Origin of the sequence: Mycobacterium sp. NS-7484, assembly GCF_001953975.1 — a bacterium.
Lineage (GTDB): Bacteria > Actinomycetota > Actinomycetes > Mycobacteriales > Mycobacteriaceae > Mycobacterium.
Genome location: NZ_MBEJ01000091.1, coordinates 62,818 through 82,337 on the forward strand (window position 1 = coordinate 62,818; position 19,520 = coordinate 82,337).

At 67.3% G+C, this 19,520-nt stretch carries 17 protein-coding genes; 7 read left to right on the forward strand and 10 right to left on the reverse strand.

What is annotated here, in order from left to right:
- The first annotated feature begins 179 nt into the window (after positions 1-179).
- Positions 180-509 (forward strand): hypothetical protein, encoded by a 330-nt coding sequence (locus tag A5733_RS16770; RefSeq protein ID WP_067771125.1) that lies wholly within the window; start codon positions 180-182, stop codon positions 507-509.
- A gap of 72 nt (positions 510-581) precedes the next feature.
- On the opposite strand, the gene pgi is transcribed toward A5733_RS16770, so the two are convergent.
- Entirely contained in the window at positions 582-2,231 is a 1,650-nt protein-coding gene (gene pgi, locus A5733_RS16775; RefSeq protein WP_076240921.1) for a glucose-6-phosphate isomerase, read from the reverse strand.
- Between the two features lie 50 nt (positions 2,232-2,281).
- Here pgi and A5733_RS16780 point away from each other — a divergent pair, with 50 nt between their 5' ends.
- Both A5733_RS16780 and A5733_RS16785 read left to right on the forward strand, forming a co-directional pair.
- A complete protein-coding gene (locus A5733_RS16780) occupies positions 2,282-3,730 on the forward strand; it encodes an NAD-dependent succinate-semialdehyde dehydrogenase (RefSeq protein WP_076240922.1) in 1,449 nt (482 codons plus the stop codon).
- A gap of 85 nt (positions 3,731-3,815) precedes the next feature.
- On the forward strand, positions 3,816-5,819 hold the full coding sequence (locus tag A5733_RS16785) for an acyltransferase family protein (RefSeq protein WP_198938840.1): 2,004 nt from the start codon (positions 3,816-3,818) through the stop codon (positions 5,817-5,819).
- Between the two features lie 38 nt (positions 5,820-5,857).
- On the opposite strand, the gene A5733_RS16790 is transcribed toward A5733_RS16785, so the two are convergent.
- The gene (locus tag A5733_RS16790) at positions 5,858-6,136 is read right to left on the reverse strand and encodes a chorismate mutase (RefSeq protein ID WP_067771130.1); all 279 of its coding nucleotides are present in this window, start codon (positions 6,134-6,136) and stop codon (positions 5,858-5,860) included.
- 35 nt (positions 6,137-6,171) lie between these two features.
- Here A5733_RS16790 and pcrA point away from each other — a divergent pair, with 35 nt between their 5' ends.
- The gene (gene pcrA / locus A5733_RS16795) at positions 6,172-8,481 is read left to right on the forward strand and encodes a DNA helicase PcrA (protein ID WP_076240923.1); all 2,310 of its coding nucleotides are present in this window, start codon (positions 6,172-6,174) and stop codon (positions 8,479-8,481) included.
- Positions 8,482-8,536: 55 nt separating this feature from the next.
- Here the strand turns inward: pcrA and A5733_RS16800 are convergent, their stop codons facing one another.
- The 5 genes from A5733_RS16800 to A5733_RS16820 are packed head-to-tail and all read right to left on the reverse strand — an operon-like array spanning position 8,537 to position 13,064.
- On the reverse strand, positions 8,537-8,944 hold the full coding sequence (locus A5733_RS16800) for a ferredoxin family protein (protein ID WP_067771134.1): 408 nt from the start codon (positions 8,942-8,944) through the stop codon (positions 8,537-8,539).
- Positions 8,941-10,533 (reverse strand): FAD-binding protein, encoded by a 1,593-nt coding sequence (locus A5733_RS16805; RefSeq protein ID WP_076240924.1) that lies wholly within the window; start codon positions 10,531-10,533, stop codon positions 8,941-8,943. Before A5733_RS16805 ends, A5733_RS16800 begins: the two co-directional genes overlap by 4 nt.
- Positions 10,517-11,254 (reverse strand): ABC transporter ATP-binding protein, encoded by a 738-nt coding sequence (locus tag A5733_RS16810; RefSeq protein ID WP_076240925.1) that lies wholly within the window; start codon positions 11,252-11,254, stop codon positions 10,517-10,519. The genes A5733_RS16805 and A5733_RS16810 overlap by 17 nt, the downstream gene beginning before the upstream one ends.
- Positions 11,251-12,108: an ABC transporter permease gene (locus tag A5733_RS16815; RefSeq protein WP_067771139.1), complete on the reverse strand. Its 858-nt coding sequence runs from the start codon at positions 12,106-12,108 to the stop codon at positions 11,251-11,253. Before A5733_RS16815 ends, A5733_RS16810 begins: the two co-directional genes overlap by 4 nt.
- Positions 12,105-13,064 (reverse strand): ABC transporter substrate-binding protein, encoded by a 960-nt coding sequence (locus tag A5733_RS16820; RefSeq protein WP_076240926.1) that lies wholly within the window; start codon positions 13,062-13,064, stop codon positions 12,105-12,107. The genes A5733_RS16815 and A5733_RS16820 overlap by 4 nt, the downstream gene beginning before the upstream one ends.
- A 197-nt stretch (positions 13,065-13,261) precedes the next feature.
- Here A5733_RS16820 and A5733_RS16825 point away from each other — a divergent pair, with 197 nt between their 5' ends.
- Positions 13,262-14,437 carry a cytochrome P450 gene (locus tag A5733_RS16825; RefSeq protein ID WP_076240927.1) on the forward strand — a complete coding sequence of 392 codons (1,176 nt, stop codon included), beginning with the start codon at positions 13,262-13,264 and terminating at the stop codon, positions 14,435-14,437.
- On the opposite strand, the gene A5733_RS16830 is transcribed toward A5733_RS16825, so the two are convergent.
- From A5733_RS16830 to A5733_RS16840, 3 genes are read right to left on the reverse strand one after another with little or no spacing between them, the layout of a single operon-like run.
- Entirely contained in the window at positions 14,427-15,335 is a 909-nt protein-coding gene (locus tag A5733_RS16830; RefSeq protein ID WP_076240928.1) for a hypothetical protein, read from the reverse strand. The genes A5733_RS16825 and A5733_RS16830 overlap by 11 nt on opposite strands.
- Before the next feature lie 37 nt (positions 15,336-15,372).
- On the reverse strand, positions 15,373-16,020 hold the full coding sequence (locus A5733_RS16835) for a hypothetical protein (protein WP_076240929.1): 648 nt from the start codon (positions 16,018-16,020) through the stop codon (positions 15,373-15,375).
- Positions 16,021-17,109, reverse strand: a complete 1,089-nt coding sequence (locus A5733_RS16840) for a M23 family metallopeptidase (protein WP_076240930.1) — start codon at positions 17,107-17,109, stop codon at positions 16,021-16,023. It lies immediately after the preceding gene.
- Positions 17,110-17,392: 283 nt separating this feature from the next.
- Here A5733_RS16840 and sucC point away from each other — a divergent pair, with 283 nt between their 5' ends.
- Complete coding sequence (sucC, locus tag A5733_RS16845; protein ID WP_067771149.1) at positions 17,393-18,556, forward strand: ADP-forming succinate--CoA ligase subunit beta; 1,164 nt, start codon at positions 17,393-17,395, stop codon at positions 18,554-18,556.
- Between the two features lie 14 nt (positions 18,557-18,570).
- Complete coding sequence (gene sucD / locus A5733_RS16850) at positions 18,571-19,467, forward strand: succinate--CoA ligase subunit alpha (RefSeq protein WP_076240931.1); 897 nt, start codon at positions 18,571-18,573, stop codon at positions 19,465-19,467.
- Positions 19,468-19,520 lie beyond the last annotated feature (53 nt).

The window sequence follows — 19,520 nt, forward strand, 5'->3', positions numbered from 1 at the left end:
GGTCGTCAAGGTGAGCCGGTTTGTTGACATCGTGGAAACTCCAGTTCGGTCGGGCCACATTTACAGATAGCGGCCCCAGGGTTCCCGCTGAAGATCATGTTGAATCATCCCGAATGATCCAAGCCACTGTCGGTCGACGCGAGGTTTGAGCCCGAAACGAACGCGGGTAGCCCACTGGCATGTCCACAAAGTTGATTTCCACGATGTTGTTCACCGGCGCTGCGGCGGGTGCCGTGGCCTTCGCCCCGGTGGCTTTCGCCGAGCCCGGACCGCCGCCGCCCGCCCCGCCGGCGCCTGGCTGCTACAACCCGGATGGCACGCCGTGTACTCCGTCGGCCGGCCCGCAGGGCGCGGGCGCCGAGGTTCCCGGTGGCCCCGGGGCTCAGGCCGGGTCTGACGGCCACGTCTCGGCCGGTGTGCCGGGCGGACCGTGGGCCGAGGCAGGGCCCGGTGGCGGCGTCGCCTGTGTGCCGGGCGGGCCGTGCCGAACCATTGATCTTCCCGGCTGAGCCGGGATGACGGTCAGACCCTAGGCCGAGCGCCCGCGCTCTTCTGCTAGACCGAGCGCCCGCGCTCTTCTGCTAGACCGAGCGCCCGCGCTCGACTCGATACCGGCGCACCAGCGCATCGGTCGACGAATCGGATTGCCGCTCAGGTGACTCCGGTTCGGTGATCACCGGCAGCAGGGCCTTGGCCTGGGTCTTGCCCAGTTCGACACCCCATTGATCGAAGGAGTCGATGCCCCAGATCACTCCCTCGGTGAACACCTGGTGTTCGTACAGGGCGATCAGCTGACCTACCACCGACGGCGTCAATCTCGTCCCCAGGATTGACGTCGTCGGTCGGTTTCCGGGCATCACCTTGTGCGGGACGACGTCAGCCGAAGTCCCTTCGGCGGCAATGTCTTCGGCGGTTTTCCCGAACGCCAGCACCTGGGTCTGGGCGAAGAAGTTGCTCATCAGCAGGTCATGCATGCTGCCGGTGCCGTCGGCCGTGGGTAGGTCGTCGGTGGGCTGGGAGAAGCCGATGAAATCGGCAGGCACCAACCGGGTGCCCTGATGCAACAGCTGATAGAAGGCATGCTGGCCGTTGGTTCCCGGCTCGCCCCAGAAGATCTCGCCGGTGTCAGTGGTCACCGGGGTGCCGTCCGACTGCACCGACTTGCCGTTGGACTCCATCGTCAACTGCTGCAGATAGGCGGCAAACCGCGACAGGTCGTTGGAGTACGGCAGCACCGCACGCGTCTGTGCGCCAAAGAAATTCGAGTACCACAGACCGATCAGGCCGAGCAGCGCCGGCGCGTTCTCGATCAGCGGTGCGGTGCGGAAGTGCTCGTCGACCAGGTGGAAGCCCGCCAGGAATTCGCCGAACCGCTCGCGGCCGATCGCCGCCATCACCGACAGCCCGATCGCCGAGTCCACCGAGTACCGCCCACCGACCCAGTCCCAGAACCCGAACATGTTGTCGGTGTCGATTCCGAACTCACTCACCAGCTTCGCGTTGGTCGACACCGCGACGAAGTGCTTGGACACCGCCTCGTCACCCAGGGCGTCGACCAACCAGCGGCGTGCGGCGGTGGCGTTGGTCAGCGTCTCCAGCGTCGAGAACGTCTTCGATGCGACGATGAAAAGCGTTGTGGCCGGGTCCAAGTCGGCCAGAGTGGCGACCAGATCGGCCGGGTCGACGTTGGAGACAAAGCGGGCGGCGATGCCGGCGTCGACGTAGTGGCGCAGCGCGTCGTACACCATCACCGGGCCCAGGTCCGATCCGCCGATGCCGATGTTGACGACGGTCTTGATGCGTTCGCCGGTGGCGCCCGTCCAGTCACCGTTGCGCAACCGGTCGGTGAATTCGCCCATCCGGGCCAGCACCTCGTGTACGTCGGCGACCACGTTCTGGCCGTCGACGGTCAGCGAGGCATCGGCAGGCAACCGCAGGGCGGTGTGCAGCACCGCGCGGTCCTCGGAGGTGTTGATGTGCGCACCGGCGAACATCGCATCGCGTCGGGCCTCCAGTCCGGCCGCGCGGGCCAGATCGGTGAGCAACTCCAACGTCCGGCGCGTGACGCGGTGCTTGCTGTAGTCGATGTAGAGATCGCCGACGGTCAGTACCAACTCGGTTCCGCGGTCGGGATCCTCGGCGAACAGATCCGTCAGGTGGACATCCCTGATCTCGTCGTAGTGCTTCGACAAGGCCTGCCAGGCCGGGGTTGCGGTGATGTCAGCACTCATTCTGTTGACCATAGTGCGGCGCTCGAATCGAAGGTGTACATGATTGATGTATGGCCTTTGAAGACTTGATTTCATCCGTGCCCACGGGACTGTGGATCGGCGGTGAGGAGCGCCAGGCCGCGTCGACGTTCAACGTGCTGGACCCGAGCGACGATCAGGTGCTGGCCACGGTCGCCGATGCCACCCCCGAGGACGCGGTCGCTGCACTGGACGCAGCGTGTGCCGTGCAGGCCGAATGGGCCGCGACCGCCCCCCGCACCCGCGGCGAGATCCTCCGTTCGGTGTTCGAGAAGATCACCGAACGGGCCGACGACATCGCCGCGTTGATGACGCTGGAGATGGGCAAGGTGCTCGCCGAGAGCAAGGGTGAGGTCACCTACGGCGCCGAGTTCTTCCGCTGGTTCTCCGAGGAGGCGGTGCGCATCGCCGGACGCTTCACCCCGGCCCCGGCCGGCACCGGCCGCATCTTGGTCACCCAGCAGGCCGTCGGCCCGTGTTACGCGATCACGCCGTGGAACTTCCCGCTCGCGATGGGCACCCGAAAGATGGGCCCGGCGTTCGCCGCCGGCTGCACGATGATCGTCAAACCCGCGCAGGAAACTCCGCTGACCATGCTGTTGCTGGCCAAGCTGATGGACGAGGCCGGCCTGCCCAAAGGCGTGCTCTCGGTGCTGCCGACCACCGACCCCAGGGCGGTCACCACCGCGCTCCTTGACGACGGCCGCCTGCGCAAGCTGACGTTCACCGGCTCGACCGGGGTGGGCAAGGCCCTGGTGAAGCAATCCGCCGACACCCTGCTGCGCACTTCGATGGAGCTCGGCGGCAACGCGCCGTTCATCGTGTTCGACGACGCCGATGTCGACGCCGCGGTCGACGGCGCGATCCTGGCCAAGATGCGCAACGGTGGCGAGGCCTGCACCGCGGCCAACCGCTTCCACGTGGCCAACTCGGTGCGCGAGGAGTTCACCGAGAAACTCGTCAAGCGGATGAGCGAGTTCACCCTCGGCAAGGGCATCGACCCGTCGTCCACGTTGGGCCCTCTGATCAATTCCAAGCAGGTCTCCACCGTCACGGAACTGGTCTCGGATGCGGTCTCGCGCGGCGCGACCGTCGCGGTCGGCGGCGTCGCCCCCGGCGGCCCGGGCAACTTCTACCCGGCCACCGTCCTCACCGATGTGCCCGCCGACGCGCGGATCCTCAAGGAGGAGGTGTTCGGTCCGGTGGCGCCGATCACCGGGTTCGACACCGAGGAAGAGGGTGTGGCCGCGGCCAACGACACCGAATACGGCTTGGCCGCTTACGTTTACACCCAGTCACTGGACCGGGCGCTGCGGGTGGCCGAGGGTATCGAGTCCGGCATGGTCGGCATCAACCGCGGCGTCATCTCCGATGCGGCCGCACCGTTCGGCGGCATCAAGGAATCCGGATTCGGCCGTGAGGGCGGGTCGGAGGGTATCGAGGAATACCTCGAGACCAAGTACATCGCGCTGACCAAGTAACCCACGCAGAATCTCCCGTCGCGCCTTCCCGATTCGGCGCCCGAGTCCCCCTAAACTCTGGGGCTCAAGGCCAAGACGGGAGGCAATGACGTTGACTGCGGCGCCAGTCCGTGCTGCCGGTCGGCGTCGGCGTGCCTCCATCCGGCGGGACATCCCCGCGCTCGACGGCATCCGCGCGATCGCCGTGGCCCTGGTATTGGCCGGCCACGGGGGAGTGCCCGGCGTGGCCGGCGGGTTCATCGGTGTCGATGTCTTCTTCGTGCTCAGCGGATTCCTGATCACCTCGCTGTTGCTCGACGAGTACCGCCGCACCGAACGCATCGACCTCAAGGGCTTCTGGATCCGGCGGGCCAAGCGTCTGCTGCCGGCGATGGTGTTGATGACGTTGGCCGTGGTGATCGCCCGCGACCTGTTCCCGTCCGACGCGGTGGCCTCACTTCGCGACGATGCGGTCGCGGCGTTCTTCTGGATGGCGAACTGGGTGTTCGTCGCCGGGAACACCGACTACTTCAGCCAGGGTGCCACCCCGTCGCCGTTGCAGCACACCTGGTCGCTCGCGGTCGAGGAGCAGTACTACGTCATCTGGCCGCTGCTGGTGCTGGCCGCGGCCCTGGCGCTGCGCCGGCGTCGCCCGCAGGCAGTGCGTGCGGCCGTCTTCGTGCTCGCGGTGCTCGGCGTCGTCGCCTCGGCGGTCGAGGCGATCCTGCTGTCCGGCGATGACAGCCTGCTCAACCGCGTCTACTTCGGTACCGACACCCGGGCCCAGGCCCTACTGGTGGGCGCGGCCGCCGCAGCGCTGCTGGTGCGGGACTGGTCGGCACTGACCGTGTCGGGCACGTTGATCCGGGCCCGGTGGCGACGGTGGGTGGCCTGGACGCTCCCGGTGCTGGGCGTGCTCGTCCTCGGTGCGGCCGCGCATCTGGCCACCGGAAGTGCCGCCGAATTCCGCCATGGCCTGCTGATCGTGGTGGCCCTGGGCGCGGTGCTCGTCGTGGCGCCGGTCGCGCTCGATCAGGACGGTTACGTGGCCCGCGCGCTGGCCTGGTATCCGCTGGTCACCCTCGGGGTCATCTCCTACGGCGTCTACCTGTGGCACTGGCCGATCTTCCTGATCCTCAACGGGGAACGCACCGGCCTGTCCGGTTGGTCCCTGTTGGCGTTGCGGTGCGCGGTGACGATCGCGGTGTCGTGGGTGTCGTGGTGGGCGATCGAGCAGCCGATCCGGCACTGGCGCCCGGAGCATGTGCCGATGTTGCGTCTGGCCGGGGCCACCGTGGCCACCGCGGCGGTGGTGACGATGACGGTCGTCCCGGTGAGTGTGCCGACCCGCCCCGCGGGCCCCGACGTGTTGGCCGCCGCCGCTTCCGAACAGGACGTCGGCGCCGAACGGGCCGTTCCGGTGGGACCGCCGCCGGCGTTGCCGCCGGGCACGCGGACCGTCGCCGTCTTCGGTGACTCGGTGGCCTGGACCCTGATGCGGTATCTGCCCAACACCCCGGGATTCCACTTCAGCGACTACACGACGATCGGCTGCGGCATTGCCCGCGGCGGGCCGTACCGGTCGGCCGGCGAGACGCTCAACCAGAAACCGGAATGCGATTCCTGGCCCGAGCGCTGGGCACAGCGGATCGAACATGACCGCCCCGAGACCGTGCTGCTGATGATCGGTCGCTGGGAGGTCGTCGACCGCACCTGGCACGGACGCTGGGCGCACATCGGCAACGACGGCTACGACGCCTACCTCAAGAGCGAGCTGCAACGCGCACTGGACATTCTCAGCTCGACCGGCGCCCGCGTGGTGGTGACCACGGCGCCCTACAACCGGCGCGGTGAGCGGTCCGACGGAACGCTGTATCCGGAGGACCAGCCGGGCCGGGTGCAGACCTGGAACACCATGCTGCGCAACGTGGCCGCGAAACGGCCGAACGTCTCGGTGCTGGATTTCAACGCCAAGCTGAACCCGGACGGCAAGTACACCGCGAAGATCGACGGGGTGCGGATGCGCAGCGACGGCGTCCATCCGACCGCCGAGGCGGTGAAGTGGCTGACGCCGTGGTTGATCGACTCGCTGAAGACGCCCGCGAAGTAAGGCTCAGTGGCCGGGTCTAATGGCCGAGGCGGCTGGGTCTAATGGCCGAGCCGGCCGCGGCCGAGCTGGAGCAACAGGATGGCCAGGTCTTTGCCCTCGGGCCCGAGCACGCTGTACCGCTCGATGACCTGCATCTCACGGTTGTGCACCAGCCGGGTCCCGCCGGACGCCATCCGGGCCTTGCCGATCTCCTTGGAGACCTCGGCGCGGCGCTGTACGGCCGCAAGGATGGTGGCATCGAGTTCGTCGATCTCGCGGCGCAGGTCATCAATGTCGGGCACGGTTCGATGGTCCCAGGCAAGCCCGTGCCAACGCAAAACTGTCCCCGCTCGGCGGTAAGTTTGAACTCAAGATGACGCTCGCTACCGAAACTGATGCACTTCTCGACGGCCTGAACCCGCAGCAACGCCAGGCGGTGCTGCACGAAGGGTCGCCGTTGTTGATCGTCGCGGGCGCCGGCTCGGGCAAGACGGCGGTGCTGACGCGCCGCATCGCCTACCTGTTGGCGGCCCGTGACGTCGGGGTGGGCCAGGTCCTGGCCATCACGTTCACCAATAAGGCCGCCGCCGAGATGCGCGAGCGCGTGGTAGGGCTCGTCGGCCCCAAGGCCCGCAACATGTGGGTCTCGACGTTCCACTCCACGTGCGTGCGGATTCTGCGCAACCAGGCCTCGTTGCTGCCCGGGCTGAACTCCAACTTCTCGATCTACGATTCCGACGATTCCCGGCGCCTGCTGATGATGATCGGCAAGGACATGGGCCTGGACACCAAGCGGTACTCGCCGCGCCTGCTGGCCAACGGCATCTCGAACCTGAAGAACGAGCTGATCGGGCCCGAGCAGGCCGCGGCCGAGGCCTCGGAAGCCGCCGAGGAGATGGCGGGCATCATCGCCCAGGTCTACGGCGAATACCAGCGCCGGCTGCGGGCGGCCAACGCGCTGGACTTCGACGACCTGATCGGTGAGACGGTCGGCATCCTGCAGGCCTTCCCGCAGATCGCGCAGTACTACCGGCGCCGGTTCCGTCACGTGCTGGTCGACGAATACCAGGACACCAACCATGCCCAGTATGTGTTGGTGCGCGAGCTGGTGGGCCATCACCTCGACGAGCACGACGGCGTGCCGCCCTCGGAGCTGTGTGTGGTGGGCGACGCGGATCAGTCCATCTACGCGTTCCGCGGCGCGACGATCCGCAACATCGAGGACTTCGAGCGCGACTACCCGGACGCGACGACGATCCTGCTGGAGCAGAACTACCGCTCCACCCAGACCATCCTGAACGCGGCCAACTCGGTGATCTCCCGCAACACCGGTCGGCGTGAGAAGCGGCTGTGGACCGAGGAGGGCGAGGGCGAGCTGATTGTCGGCTACGTGGCCGACAACGAGCATGACGAGGCCCGCTTCGTCGCCGAGGAGATCGACGCCCTGGCCGACAGCGAGGGCCTCAAATACGGTGATGTCGCGGTGTTCTACCGCACCAACAACTCCTCGCGTGCGCTGGAGGAGGTGTTCATCCGCGCCGGCATTCCCTACAAGGTCGTCGGCGGGGTGCGGTTCTACGAGCGCCGCGAGATCCGCGACATCGTGGCTTACCTGCGGGTGTTGGACAATCCGGGGGACTCGGTGAGCATGCGCCGCATCCTCAACACGCCGCGCCGCGGCATCGGGGACCGCGCCGAGGCCTGTGTGGCCGTCTACGCCGAGAACACCGGCTCCAGCTTCAACGACGCGTTGCAGGCCGCCGCCGAGGGCCGGGTCCCCATGCTCAACAGCCGCTCGGAAAAGGCGATCGCGAGCTTCGTGCAGCTGCTCGACTCGTTGCGCGGCAAGCTCGACGACGAGCTCGGCGATCTGGTCGAGGCCGTGCTGGAGCGCACCGGCTACCGCCGTGAGTTGGAAGCCTCCAGCGACCCGCAGGATCTGGCCCGGCTGGACAACCTCAACGAATTGGTCAGCGTCGCACACGAATTCAGTACTGACCTGGCCAATGCCCGGGCCCTGGCCGAAGAGGAGCCGGTCGACGAGGACATCCCGGACACCGGCGTGCTGGCCCAGTTCCTCGAGCGGGTGTCGCTGGTGGCCGATGCCGACGAGATCCCCGAGGACGGCGCGGGTGTGGTGACGATGATGACGCTGCACACCGCCAAGGGGTTGGAGTTCCCGGCCGTGTTCGTCACCGGCTGGGAGGACGGCATGTTCCCGCACATGCGGGCCCTGGGCGATCCCAACGAACTGTCCGAGGAACGCCGGCTGGCCTATGTCGGTATCACCCGGGCCCGCAAGCGGCTGTACCTGTCGCGGGCCAAGGTGCGCTCGTCGTGGGGCCAGCCGATGCTCAACCCGGAATCCCGGTTCCTGCGGGAGATCCCGGAAGACCTGATCAACTGGCGGCGCGTGGAACAGCCGTCGTCAGGACTGAGCGCCCCGGTCGGCAATGCCGGGCGATACGGCACGCCACGTCCATCGCCGTCGCGGCCGGCCGCCGCCCGCAACCGGCCGGTGATCACGTTGACCCCCGGCGACCGCGTCACCCACGACAAGTACGGGCTGGGCCGGGTCGAGGAAGTCTCGGGTGTCGGCGAATCGGCGATGTCCCTGATCGACTTCGGCAGTGCCGGCCGGGTCAAGCTCATGCACAACCACGCGCCGATCCAGAAACTCTGAGCCGTTGACTCTGCGCTGACGACGTTGGTCGCACTTCTGCGTCGCCTACGCAGAGTCAACGAGCGGCGTGATGCCAGGGCTCGTCCGCCAACACCGCCGGGGCCGGCAGGCGTGGTTCGGCCAGGGGTGGAACCGCGGTCAGCACCGGGTTCTGGTCCAGCCGTGACCCCGCGGTGCGGCCGCCGCCCCAGCCGACCATCGCCCGGTACCCGCCGAACAACCCGACGTCCCGCACCACGGTTTCGGACGCGTGGGGACTGTCGGCGCCGACGGGGGACGACACCGGGGAGACGTAGAGCGCGTCGGTGGGGCAGTAGGCCTCACACATGAAACAGGTTTGGCAGTCGGACTGGCGCGCGATCACCGGCACCCCGTCGGCCCCGCGGTCAAAGACATCGGTGGGGCACACCTTGATGCAGACGTCGCATTTGATGCATGCCGTCGAGCTGACGATCTCGATCATGCCACCGCCTCCGCCGAAACCAGCCGGGGCGCAACGGGATCCGGTGTAGTCCAGACCGTGTCCAGGCCGCCGACCAGGATGCGGTGCTCGTAGTGGTGATCGGAATCGGGCAGGTCTTCGCGGCGGTGCAGACCGCGGGTCTCGGGGCGGGCGAGGGAGGCGGCGGTGATCCACCGCGCCACGGCCACCATGGCTTGGGCCTGCCGTTGCTTGTAGATTTCCCGGGCCGGCACCGGGGCCAGGCCGTCGGCGATGTCGCGCCACACACTCTCCAGCGCCGCGGCCGATTCGACCAGCCGCTCTGCGGTTTTCAGATAGCTGCGCTGCGGCGGCAGGATATGTGCCTGGGCGGCGGCCACCACCTCGTCCACGGTCGGTGCCCCCGAACGCGACGGTCGCACCGGTGTGGCCCACCCGGCCGGATGGGCCCGTCGACCGCGGCTGAACTCGGCGGCACCGCGGCCGGCGAAGGTGCCCGAGGCGATCGCCCAGGACCCGTTGCGGCTACCGCCGCCCGACAGTGAGCCGGTGATAAGTTCGCGGGTCGCGGCATCACCGGCGGCGTACAGTCCGGGAGCTGTTGTGGCGCAGTCAGGTCCGGTCAGGCGCAGTCCACCGGTGCCCCGCACCGATCCCTCGTAGACCATCCGCACCGGGTAGGCCGTGGTGAACGGGTCGATGCCGGCCTTGTCCAGCGGGAGGAAGTAGTTCGGCTGGGCATCGCGCATGGTCTGGCGGATGTGTTCGGGTGCCCGGTCCAGCCGGGCGAAGACCCGTCGGCCCTGGGTCAACGCCCGCTGCGCGTCCTGGCGTCCGCTCAGCCCGCGCTGGGTGGTGAAGGGCCGGCCGTGCTCGTCATAGAAGCTGCCCCACTGCAGCATTCGGCCCTTGGTGTGCACACCCCATTCTGGGGCCAGCGCGTAGGCGGTGCAGAACTCCATGCCGGACAGGTGCGCCCCGTGCTCGGCGGCCATCAGCAGGCCCTCGCCGGTGTCGACGTTGGTGCCGAAGGTTCCGGACAGAAACGCCGTCCCGCCCGTGGCGAGTACGACGGCACCCGCGGCGATCTGCCATGGGCGGCCGCCGTCCTGACGGGCGATGCCGGTGGCGCCGGTGATGACGCCGTCGCGGTCGGCGGTGAGCTCGAGCGCCGGGTGATGGTCGAGGATCCGCACCCCGCTGCGATGGGCTTTGCGACGCATGCGTCGCATGTACTCCGGGCCCTGCAGGCTGCTGCGCATCTCCCGCCCGTCGGCACCGACCGGAAACGGATACCCCCATTCGGAAAGGTGTTCGAGCCGGTCCCACGAGGTGGCCAGCACCCGGGACATCCACTCCGAGTCGGTGATCCGGCCCGCGGCCAGTTCGCGTTCGCGCACGGATTCTTCCCGTCGCGGGCCAGGTGGGATCGCCCACAGGTTGTTGCCGCCCGCGGCCGTCGCTCCGCTGGTGCCGCAGTACCCCTTGTCCACGAGGATCACCCGGACCCCGGATTCGGCGGCGGAGACGGCCGCCCAGGTCGCCGCGGGCCCACCGCCGATCACCAGGACATCGGTGCTCAGTGCGTCAGTGTCAGTGGGAGCCGTCATGGCCCACCTCCTCTCGAACACCGAGTTCGGCGAGCAGGACGCGGCGTAGGTCGTCGAAGCCGTCGTCGCTGCGGGTGCGGGGGAAGGGCAATTCGACGTGCCGGTCGAGTGAGACCCGCCCACCGGAGAGCACCACCACGCGGTCGGCCAGCAGGATCGCCTCGTCGACGTCATGGGTCACGTGCAGCACCGCCATGTGTCGGCGGGCCCACAGCTCGTGCAGCAGCCCGTACATCTTGAGCCGGGTCAGCGCATCGAGCGCCCCGAACGGCTCGTCGAGCAGTAGCAGATCGGGTTCGCGCACCAGCGCCCGCGCCAGCGAAACCCGTTGCGCTTCACCACCGGACAGGGATAGTGGCCAGGCTTTGACCTTCTCGGCCAGCCCCACTTCCTCCAGCGCGGCGCGGGCCCGCGCGGTACGGCTGGGCGCGTCGGGTCCGGCGTCGGACAGGGCGAACGTCACGTTGGCCAGCGCACGCCGCCACGGTAGAAGACGTGGATTCTGGAACACCACGGCGCGAGACCGGGGTACCAAAACCGACCCGGTGACGTCGTCGTCGAGGCCGGCCAAAACGCGCAGCAGCGTGCTCTTGCCCGATCCGGACCGGCCCAGCATCGCGACGAATTCACCGTCGGCGATGTGTAATTCGAGGTCCTCGAGCACCTGCTGGTCACCGAAGGCCTTCCGCAGTCCGTGTACCTGCACCACCGGTGCGTTCACGAGACGCCTTCGAAGCCGTTGCGCCAGGACAACAGAACCCGCTCCAGGACCCGCACCAGCGTGTAGGAGAGGAGGCCGGCCACCGCGTAGATGACGATGACCAGCAGTGAGACGTCGAACTGCAGGTTGGTCTGTGCCCGCGACATCAGGTAGCCGATGCCTTCGGTGGTGTTGATCATCTCGGCGAAGATCAGGCTCAACCACGCACTGGAAAGTCCGAGCCGCAGGCCCACCAGAAAGTTCGGCATCGCGCCGGGCAGGATCACCTGGGTGATGAGCGTGGTCCGCGACGCCTCCAAGGTCTGGGCCATCTCGACCAATTGCCGGTCCACGCCCCGGATTCCGGAATAGGTGTTGATGTAGATCGCGATGGCGACCCCGGTGGTGATCAACACGATCTTGGGTCCCTCGCCGATGCCCATCCAGATGATCAGCAGCGGGGTCAGCGCGAAGTTCGGGACGGCCTTGAGGATCTGCATCGTCCAGTCGAGCAGGTCTTCACCGGTGCGGGTGAGTCCGGCCGCCACGGCCAGCAGGACGCCGATCACGATGCCCAGCAGGGTGCCGGTGAGCACCCGGACACCCGAGGCGCCGACGTGGGTGGCGAGTTGGCCGTCGCTGAGCAGCCGCCACGCGGTGGCCGCCACCTGCGCCGGTGGTGGGAACAGGTCGGTGTTGAGAAGCCCGGTGCCCGAGCCGATGGTCCAGACCGCCAGGATCAGGACCGGACTCATCAGCCGGCGCACCGGCCGGGGGGTTCGTGCCCACAAGCCTTTTCGGTGGTTGCGGTCCCCGACGACCTCGACGAGTTCAGGACTCGCCGACGGCGCCCGGACGGCCGTCGCGCTCGTCATGACTGACCCCCGGCCCACTCCCGCACCGAGTACTCGTGGTCGAACGACCCGTCGGCGTTGAGGAACGTGTAGGCGGCGTCGAGTTGGTCCACACCGACTGCGGGGAACGGCTCGGTGTTGAATTCCTCTGGGCGCGTCGACTTCTGGACGAACTGCAGATCGGTGTCGTCGGTCTGTGCGACCCACGTCAGATAGTCGTCGAAGTTCTCGGTGATGTCGCGGTTGACCGCGGTGACTGCCTGCTGCCAGGCCTCGGTGAACCCGGGGTGGGCGTCGGTGAACGAGCGCAGCGCGATGTTGGTGCCGGTGCTGCCGAACCCGTGACGCGACAGGCTGTCGATGATCGGGAAACCTTTGGACTCCAACTCGGCGGCGCTGGCGCCGGTCAGGATCGTCGCATCGATCTTCCCGGAGCTCAGCCCGGCGATGGACTCGGGTGTCGGCACGTCGCGCACGTGGATCTGGCCGGTGAGTCCGGCGGCGTCGATCAGTTGGCGGGCGGCGCGATCACGGATGGTGCCCTGTGGGGCGGTGATGTCCTTGCCGACCAGACCCTTGATGTCGGTGGGGCCCCCTTTGGCGCCCACCAGCCAGGCGTCGCCGTTCACCGAATCCAGGGACAACAGAACCACTTTCGGGTCCCGGCTGCGGGCCCGTAACGCCGGGTTGTCGCCGATGGCCGCGACGTCGACGGCGCCGGCGAACAGGGCCGAGGCGACATCGCTGCCGGACTGGAAGAACGAGTATTCGATCTTGCCGACCCCGGCCGATTTGAGCTGCTCGGTCAGGATGCCCTGGCGATCACCCCAGCCCAGCGAGCCGGCCGGGGTCCCGGTCACCGAGGTGGCCCCGACGCGCAGGGTATAGCCCGACGCCTCGTCGTCCTCACTGCTGCAGGCGACTGCGGTGGCGAGGAGGGACAGCACAAATGCGGTGCGCAGCAAGCGGTTGAACATGGGCAGCGGACCTCCGGGAGGGTCAGGAGTGAACACACGCGAATCGGACCCAGTAGACGCCTCGTCGGCAATTGCGGGCGACGGTTTGGATCAGGCTGGTTGCAACGGCGATTGACCGGCGGGTGGTCGCACAGTACGTTGGAACAACTATTTGGTACGGACGACGGAGAGCCGGATCGGTGACGACTCAACATGTGATGGAGCTTTACTACGACCCGTTCGACAACGACATCGACGACAACCCGTATCCGGTCTGGAAGCGGATGCGCAGCGAAGCGCCGTTGTACTACAACGAGAAGTACAACTTCTATGCGCTGAGCCGGTGGGACGACGTCGCGCGGGAGCTGCCCAATTGGCAGGTCTACCGGTCCGGGCGAGGCACCACTGCCGACATTCTGTTCAGCGGTATCGAGGTGCCGCCGGGCATCCTGCTGTTCGAGGATCCGCCACTGCACGACCTTCACCGTCGACTGTTGTCCCGGGTGTTCACGCCCCGGCGGATGCTGGCCGTCGAGGACCTGGTGCGTGGGTTCTGCGCCAAGGCTCTCGACCCACTGCGCGAGCAGGACGGGTTCGACTTCGTCGCCGACCTCGGGGCGTTCATGCCGATGCGAACCATCGGCTATCTGCTGGGCATCCCGGAGGAGGGTCAGGAGCAGATCCGCGCGGGCACCGACAAGAACATCGCGCTCTCCGACGACACCACCGACGTCAACGCGACCGTCTTCGCCGACGCCCTGGCGATGTTCTCCGAGTACATCGAATGGCGGTCCACCCATCCTTCCGACGACCTGATGACCGAGCTTCTCAACGCCGAGATCGACGAACCCGACGGGACCCGGCGCAAGCTGGAACGTACCGAGGTGCTGGCCTACACCGCGATGATCGCCGGCGCGGGCGGCGAAACCACCGCCCGGCTCATCGGTTTCATGGGACAGCTGCTCGGCGATCATCCCGACCAGCGACGCGAACTCGTCGCCGATCCGAGTCTGATCCCGGGTGCGGTCGAGGAGACGTTGCGTTTCGAACCGCCCTCACCGGTGCAGGCCCGGTATGTCGCCGAGGATGTCGAGCTCTACGCGCGGGCCATACCCGAAGGCTCGTACATGTTGCTGCTCAACGGATCCGCCAATCGGGACGAGACCAAGTTCACCGACCCCGACCGGTTCGACATCCACCGCAAAGGTGGGCACCTGAGCTTCGGGCAGGGTCTGCACTTCTGTCTGGGCTCGGCGCTGGCCCGGCTCGAGGCCCGCGTCGCCATCGAAGAGGTGCTCAAACGGTGGACCGATTGGGAAGTCGACTACGCCAACGCTTTTCGCGCGCGCACCTCCAGTGTGCGTGGGTGGGCGCGCATGCCGGTCACGTTCTAGGGGTACGCGTTCTTGCGGCTGCCGCCAACACCGCGGTGACCACCGGCACGGTGAGCGTGAGGACAACCACTGATGCGTTTCGGGGTGCGAAGATCGTGAGCAGGTCGGCGGCTCCGATCTCATAGAAGACCCGGCCCAGGTCGGTCCAGCCAAAGATGGCCTGCGCCACGGTGATGATGCAGCCGGCGATCACGACGTAGCTGCCCGCAGCGACTCCGAGGAAGAGCAGCACCGCGCCGACAACCAGCACCGCTGCCGCTAGGGCTGAGACCGTCAGCGGCTCGATCATCGCCAGCGCCCACGTCGCGCTCGGCGTCGTCGGCAGGAGGTCGGTCAAGTCGGCGATGTAGAGCAGGCTGGAGTCGAACTGCCTCTTGGCTTGCCACAGGTGGTAGGCGGCGATCGCCATCGCCAGAACCGCGACGAGCAAGGTGGGTGCCCGACTGCCGCCGAGCTCCACCCCCTCAGGATCGTCGGCAACGGAACGGGTTTCAGTCCCCGCGAGGGCCAAGACGACCAGCGTGATGATCGACACGCCGAACCAAACCCAACGGGTCACACCGAGTGCCCCCTGGTCCGTCCACACCAGGAAATCGCGGCCGACCCATATCGCGAATTCGATCAGCGACAACCCAATCACCGCAGCACAACCGACGATCACCAACGTACGACCCCGAGGGTTGCGCCGGCTCGACAACGCCGCGCCGGCGAACAGCGTCGCGGTGACCGCAACGAGTGCGATCAGGTTGAGGATCGAGTGGCTTACCCGCAGTGGATCGGTGCTGAAGCCGTAGCCCATGACGTACCAGGCCATGATCAGCGCGCGCAGCGTGGCGGCGATGCCCAACAGGCCGCCGATATATGAAAGGACTACCACCGCCATCGCACCGGGACGCATTGCGTCAACCTAACAGCGGCCGCAGCCGCGTCGGACACTACTTGTCGCGCGCGGCCCAGCGCCCCGTCGAGGGCAGGACTGTGAACAGGATGGCAGCCAGCGGGAGCGCCGGCATCGCATAGACGACGGGATGCAGTTGCGCTCCCGCGATGAACAAGCTGCCGAAGATCAGCAGGCCGATCACCGCGCCGACGACGACCAGCAGCCGGCCCATCCGGCGCCGCAGCAACAATGCGATGAGCCCGACGATGGTTGCTGCGGCCGAGATCGCCGCCAGGAAACCGATGGCCACACAGAACAATCGGTCGGTGCGCCACCAGCCGGCGATCAGATCGGTGGCGATGACGCCGGTGGCCCAACCACCGAGGATGGCCAGGGTGGCGGCCGCGATCGCCGTTCGGGGATCGGTGCTCGCCGACATGCGGGGGATGATCGTGGGCCGGGCGTGCGGGACGTAGCTTGTGACGGCTTCGTCGGGCAGGTCGCCGATCAGGCCGGTCTGTGGTTCCTCGCCGGCTGCGCTGGGAATGGCGCCGGTGGGATGACGGCGAATGATGCTCGTCTTGGGATCGGCGCCAACCGGTTCAGGCCGGGAAAGTGGGGCCTGCGGCTGTCGCCGGATGATGCGGGTGCGGTCGTCGTCTTCGTCGGGTTGATCGGCTGGCAGCTGGCCGTCGTCACTCACTCAGCCAACGTAGCTGCCGACGCTCAGTCCTCGCTTGGACAGCCACGGCACCGGGTCGATGCGGTTGGTCCCGTTGAGCAGCACCTCGAAATGCAGGTGCGGACCCGTGGAGTAGCCACGGTTGCCGACGGTGGCGATCTGGTCACCGGCCATCACGCGGTCGCCCACGCTGACCAGCCAGGTGTTGATGTGGCCGTAGAGCGTGACGGTGCCGTCGGAATGGCGGATCTTGACCCAGGCGCCGTAACCGGCCGTCGGACCGGCGGCGATCACCACGCCGTCGGAGACGGCGGCGATCGGGGTGCCGATGGGGCTGGCCAGGTCGATGCCGGCGTGCAGGACGCCCCAGCGGTAGCCGAAGTTCGAGGTCCAGACGTAGCCCTTGGTCGGCATGACGAACAGCGGGCGGGACAGCCGGGCCTCGCGTTCGGCGCGCTCCTGGGCGAAGGCGGCGGCCTTGGTGATCTCCTCGGCGTGCACCGGGGAGTCGGCGGTCGAGGCGACCGAGACGATCTGCATGCCGTCCACCGAGCCGGTGACCGAGGCACCTTCGATCTGGGTGCCCTCGGACGCCAGGATGGTGTCGTCGGCCTGCGTCTCGGGGGTGCTGCCGAACGAGTAGGCGCCGGCGGCGGATGCGCCCGCGGCCATCGCGGCGATCATCAGGCGGCTCTTGAGGGCGCCGGCGGGCTCCTTGCGGTGGGCACCGCCGCGGCGGCCGGAAAGATTGATGACGTCAGTGGCGGCCATACCGTCGCTCACGTCGGTGTGGCTGTCGCGGTAGGCGTGGCTGGAGGTGCGCGCTCCGCGTGACGACGAGCCGCGCTCACTGCCGGCGTCGGGACGGAACCGCGACGGCACGGCCAACCGGACCGGAACCAGATCGTCGGTGTCGTTTAGATCGTCGAGTTCGGGGGCATAGATGACGCTGGAGCCGTCATCAGAGGCGTCGTCGAAATCGTCGAACGCACTGAACGGAATGATGTCGGTGATCTCCGCGGCGTCGAGTTCGTCCGGAGACAGTGGCCTGCGCTCGCGTGCGCTCGTCGGCACTCCTCGTGGAGCTGCGGACGAACGGTGCTGCGGCAAGACTCGAGAATCCTTCTTCGTCGTGACCTGAACGTGATCTGGACCAGAGGCACGTTAACCAAATCCCAATGATGGTGGCAACTCCTGTGTGTATTCCGCGCTGGAATGTGATCCGTATCACCCGCCATCGGCGGTGAGATCTACCACATGAGCCGGAGGCGGTGCCAATCCATCACTGCGCGGTGGATAAAGTTCCCCCGGGCCCGTCAGAGGTACCGGACCGGGCAGCTTCGATGCGCGCGCTCGAAGCGAAGCAGACAGACAACGCCTATCTAGGAAGCACATGGATCTCTTCGAATATCAGGCGAAAGAGCTGTTCGCCAAGCACAACGTCCCCACAACCCCGGGCCGCGTGACCGACTCGGCCGAGGACGCCAAGGCGATCGCCACCGAAATCGGCAAGCCCGTGATGATCAAGGCACAGGTGAAGGTCGGCGGCCGCGGCAAGGCCGGCGGCGTGAAGTACGCAGCCACCCCCGAAGATGCGCTCACCCACGCGCAGAACATCCTCGGTCTCGACATCAAGGGCCACGTCGTCAAAAAGTTGCTGGTGGCCGAGGCGAGCGACATCGCCGAGGAGTACTACATCTCCTTCTTGCTCGATCGCGCCAACCGCACCTACCTCGCCATGTGCTCGGTCGAGGGCGGCATGGAGATCGAAGAGGTTGCCGCCACCAAGCCCGAGCGGCTGGCCAAGGTTCCCGTCGACGCCGTCAAGGGAGTCGATCTGGCCTTCGCGCGTGAGATCGCCGAGAAGGGCCACCTGCCCGCCGAGGTGCTCGACGCCGCCGCGGTGACGATCCAGAAGCTGTGGGAGGTGTTCGTCAAGGAGGACGCCACCCTGGTTGAGGTCAACCCGCTGGTGCGCACCCCCGACGATCAGATCCTGGCGCTGGACGGCAAGGTCACCCTCGACGCCAACGCCGACTTCCGTCAGCCCGGCCACGCCGAGTTCGAGGACAAGGACGCCACGGATCCTCTGGAGCTCAAGGCCAAGGAGAACGACCTCAACTACGTCAAGCTCGACGGCGCCGTCGGCATCATCGGAAACGGTGCGGGCCTGGTCATGTCGACGCTGGACGTCGTCGCCTACGCCGGTGAGAAGCACGGCGGCGTGAAGCCGGCCAACTTCCTCGACATCGGTGGTGGCGCCTCGGCCGAGGTGATGGCCAACGGTCTGGACGTCATCCTGAACGACAGCCAGGTCAAGAGCGTGTTCGTCAACGTGTTCGGCGGCATCACCGCGTGTGACGCGGTGGCCAACGGCATTGTGGGAGCGCTCAAGAAGCTCGGTGACGAGGCCAACAAGCCGCTCGTCGTGCGTCTCGACGGCAACAACGTCGAAGAGGGCCGCCGCATCCTGGCCGAGGCCAATCACCCGCTGGTGATCCAGGCCGAGACCATGGACGCCGGTGCCGACAAGGCCGCCGAGCTGGCGAATAAGTAAGGGAGCCAACACCAATGTCTATCTTTCTGAACAAGGACTCCAAGGTCATCGTCCAGGGCATCACCGGTGGCGAGGGCACCAAGCACACCGCGCTGATGCTCAAGGCCGGCACCCAGGTGGTCGGCGGCGTGAACGCCCGCAAGGCCGGCACCACCGTGAAGCACGTCGACAAGGACGGCAACGACGTCGAGCTGCCCGTGTTCGGCTCGGTGGCCGAGGCCATGAAGGAGACCGGCGCCGACGTGTCGATCGCCTTTGTGCCGCCGGCCTTCTCGAAGGACGCGATCATCGAGGCCATCGACGCCGAGATCCCGCTGCTGGTGGTCATCACCGAGGGAATCCCGGTGCAGGACAGCGCTTATGCGTGGGCCTACAACGTCGACAAGGGTCAGAAGACCCGCATCATCGGGCCGAACTGCCCGGGCATCATCACCCCCGGCGAGTCGCTGGTCGGCATCACGCCCAACAACATCACCGGCAAGGGCCCGATCGGTCTGGTGTCGAAGTCGGGCACGCTGACCTACCAGATGATGTACGAGCTGCGCGATCTCGGCTTCTCGACCGCCATCGGCATCGGCGGCGACCCGGTCATCGGCACCACCCACATCGACGCCATCGAGGCGTTCGAGAAGGATCCCGAGACCAAGATCATCGTGATGATCGGTGAGATCGGTGGCGACGCCGAAGAGCGTGCCGCCGACTACATCAAGGCCAACGTGACCAAGCCGGTCGTCGGCTATGTCGCGGGCTTCACCGCTCCGGAGGGCAAGACCATGGGCCACGCCGGCGCCATCGTGTCGGGCTCGTCGGGCACCGCCGCGGCCAAGAAGGAGGCCCTCGAGGCCGCCGGCGTGAAGGTCGGCAAGACGCCGTCCGAGACCGCCAAGCTGGCTCGCGAGCTGCTCAGCTAGTTCTTTCTGCGCGAGCAGACGCAGATGTCCCCGCACGCCCGGCGTGTCGGGGA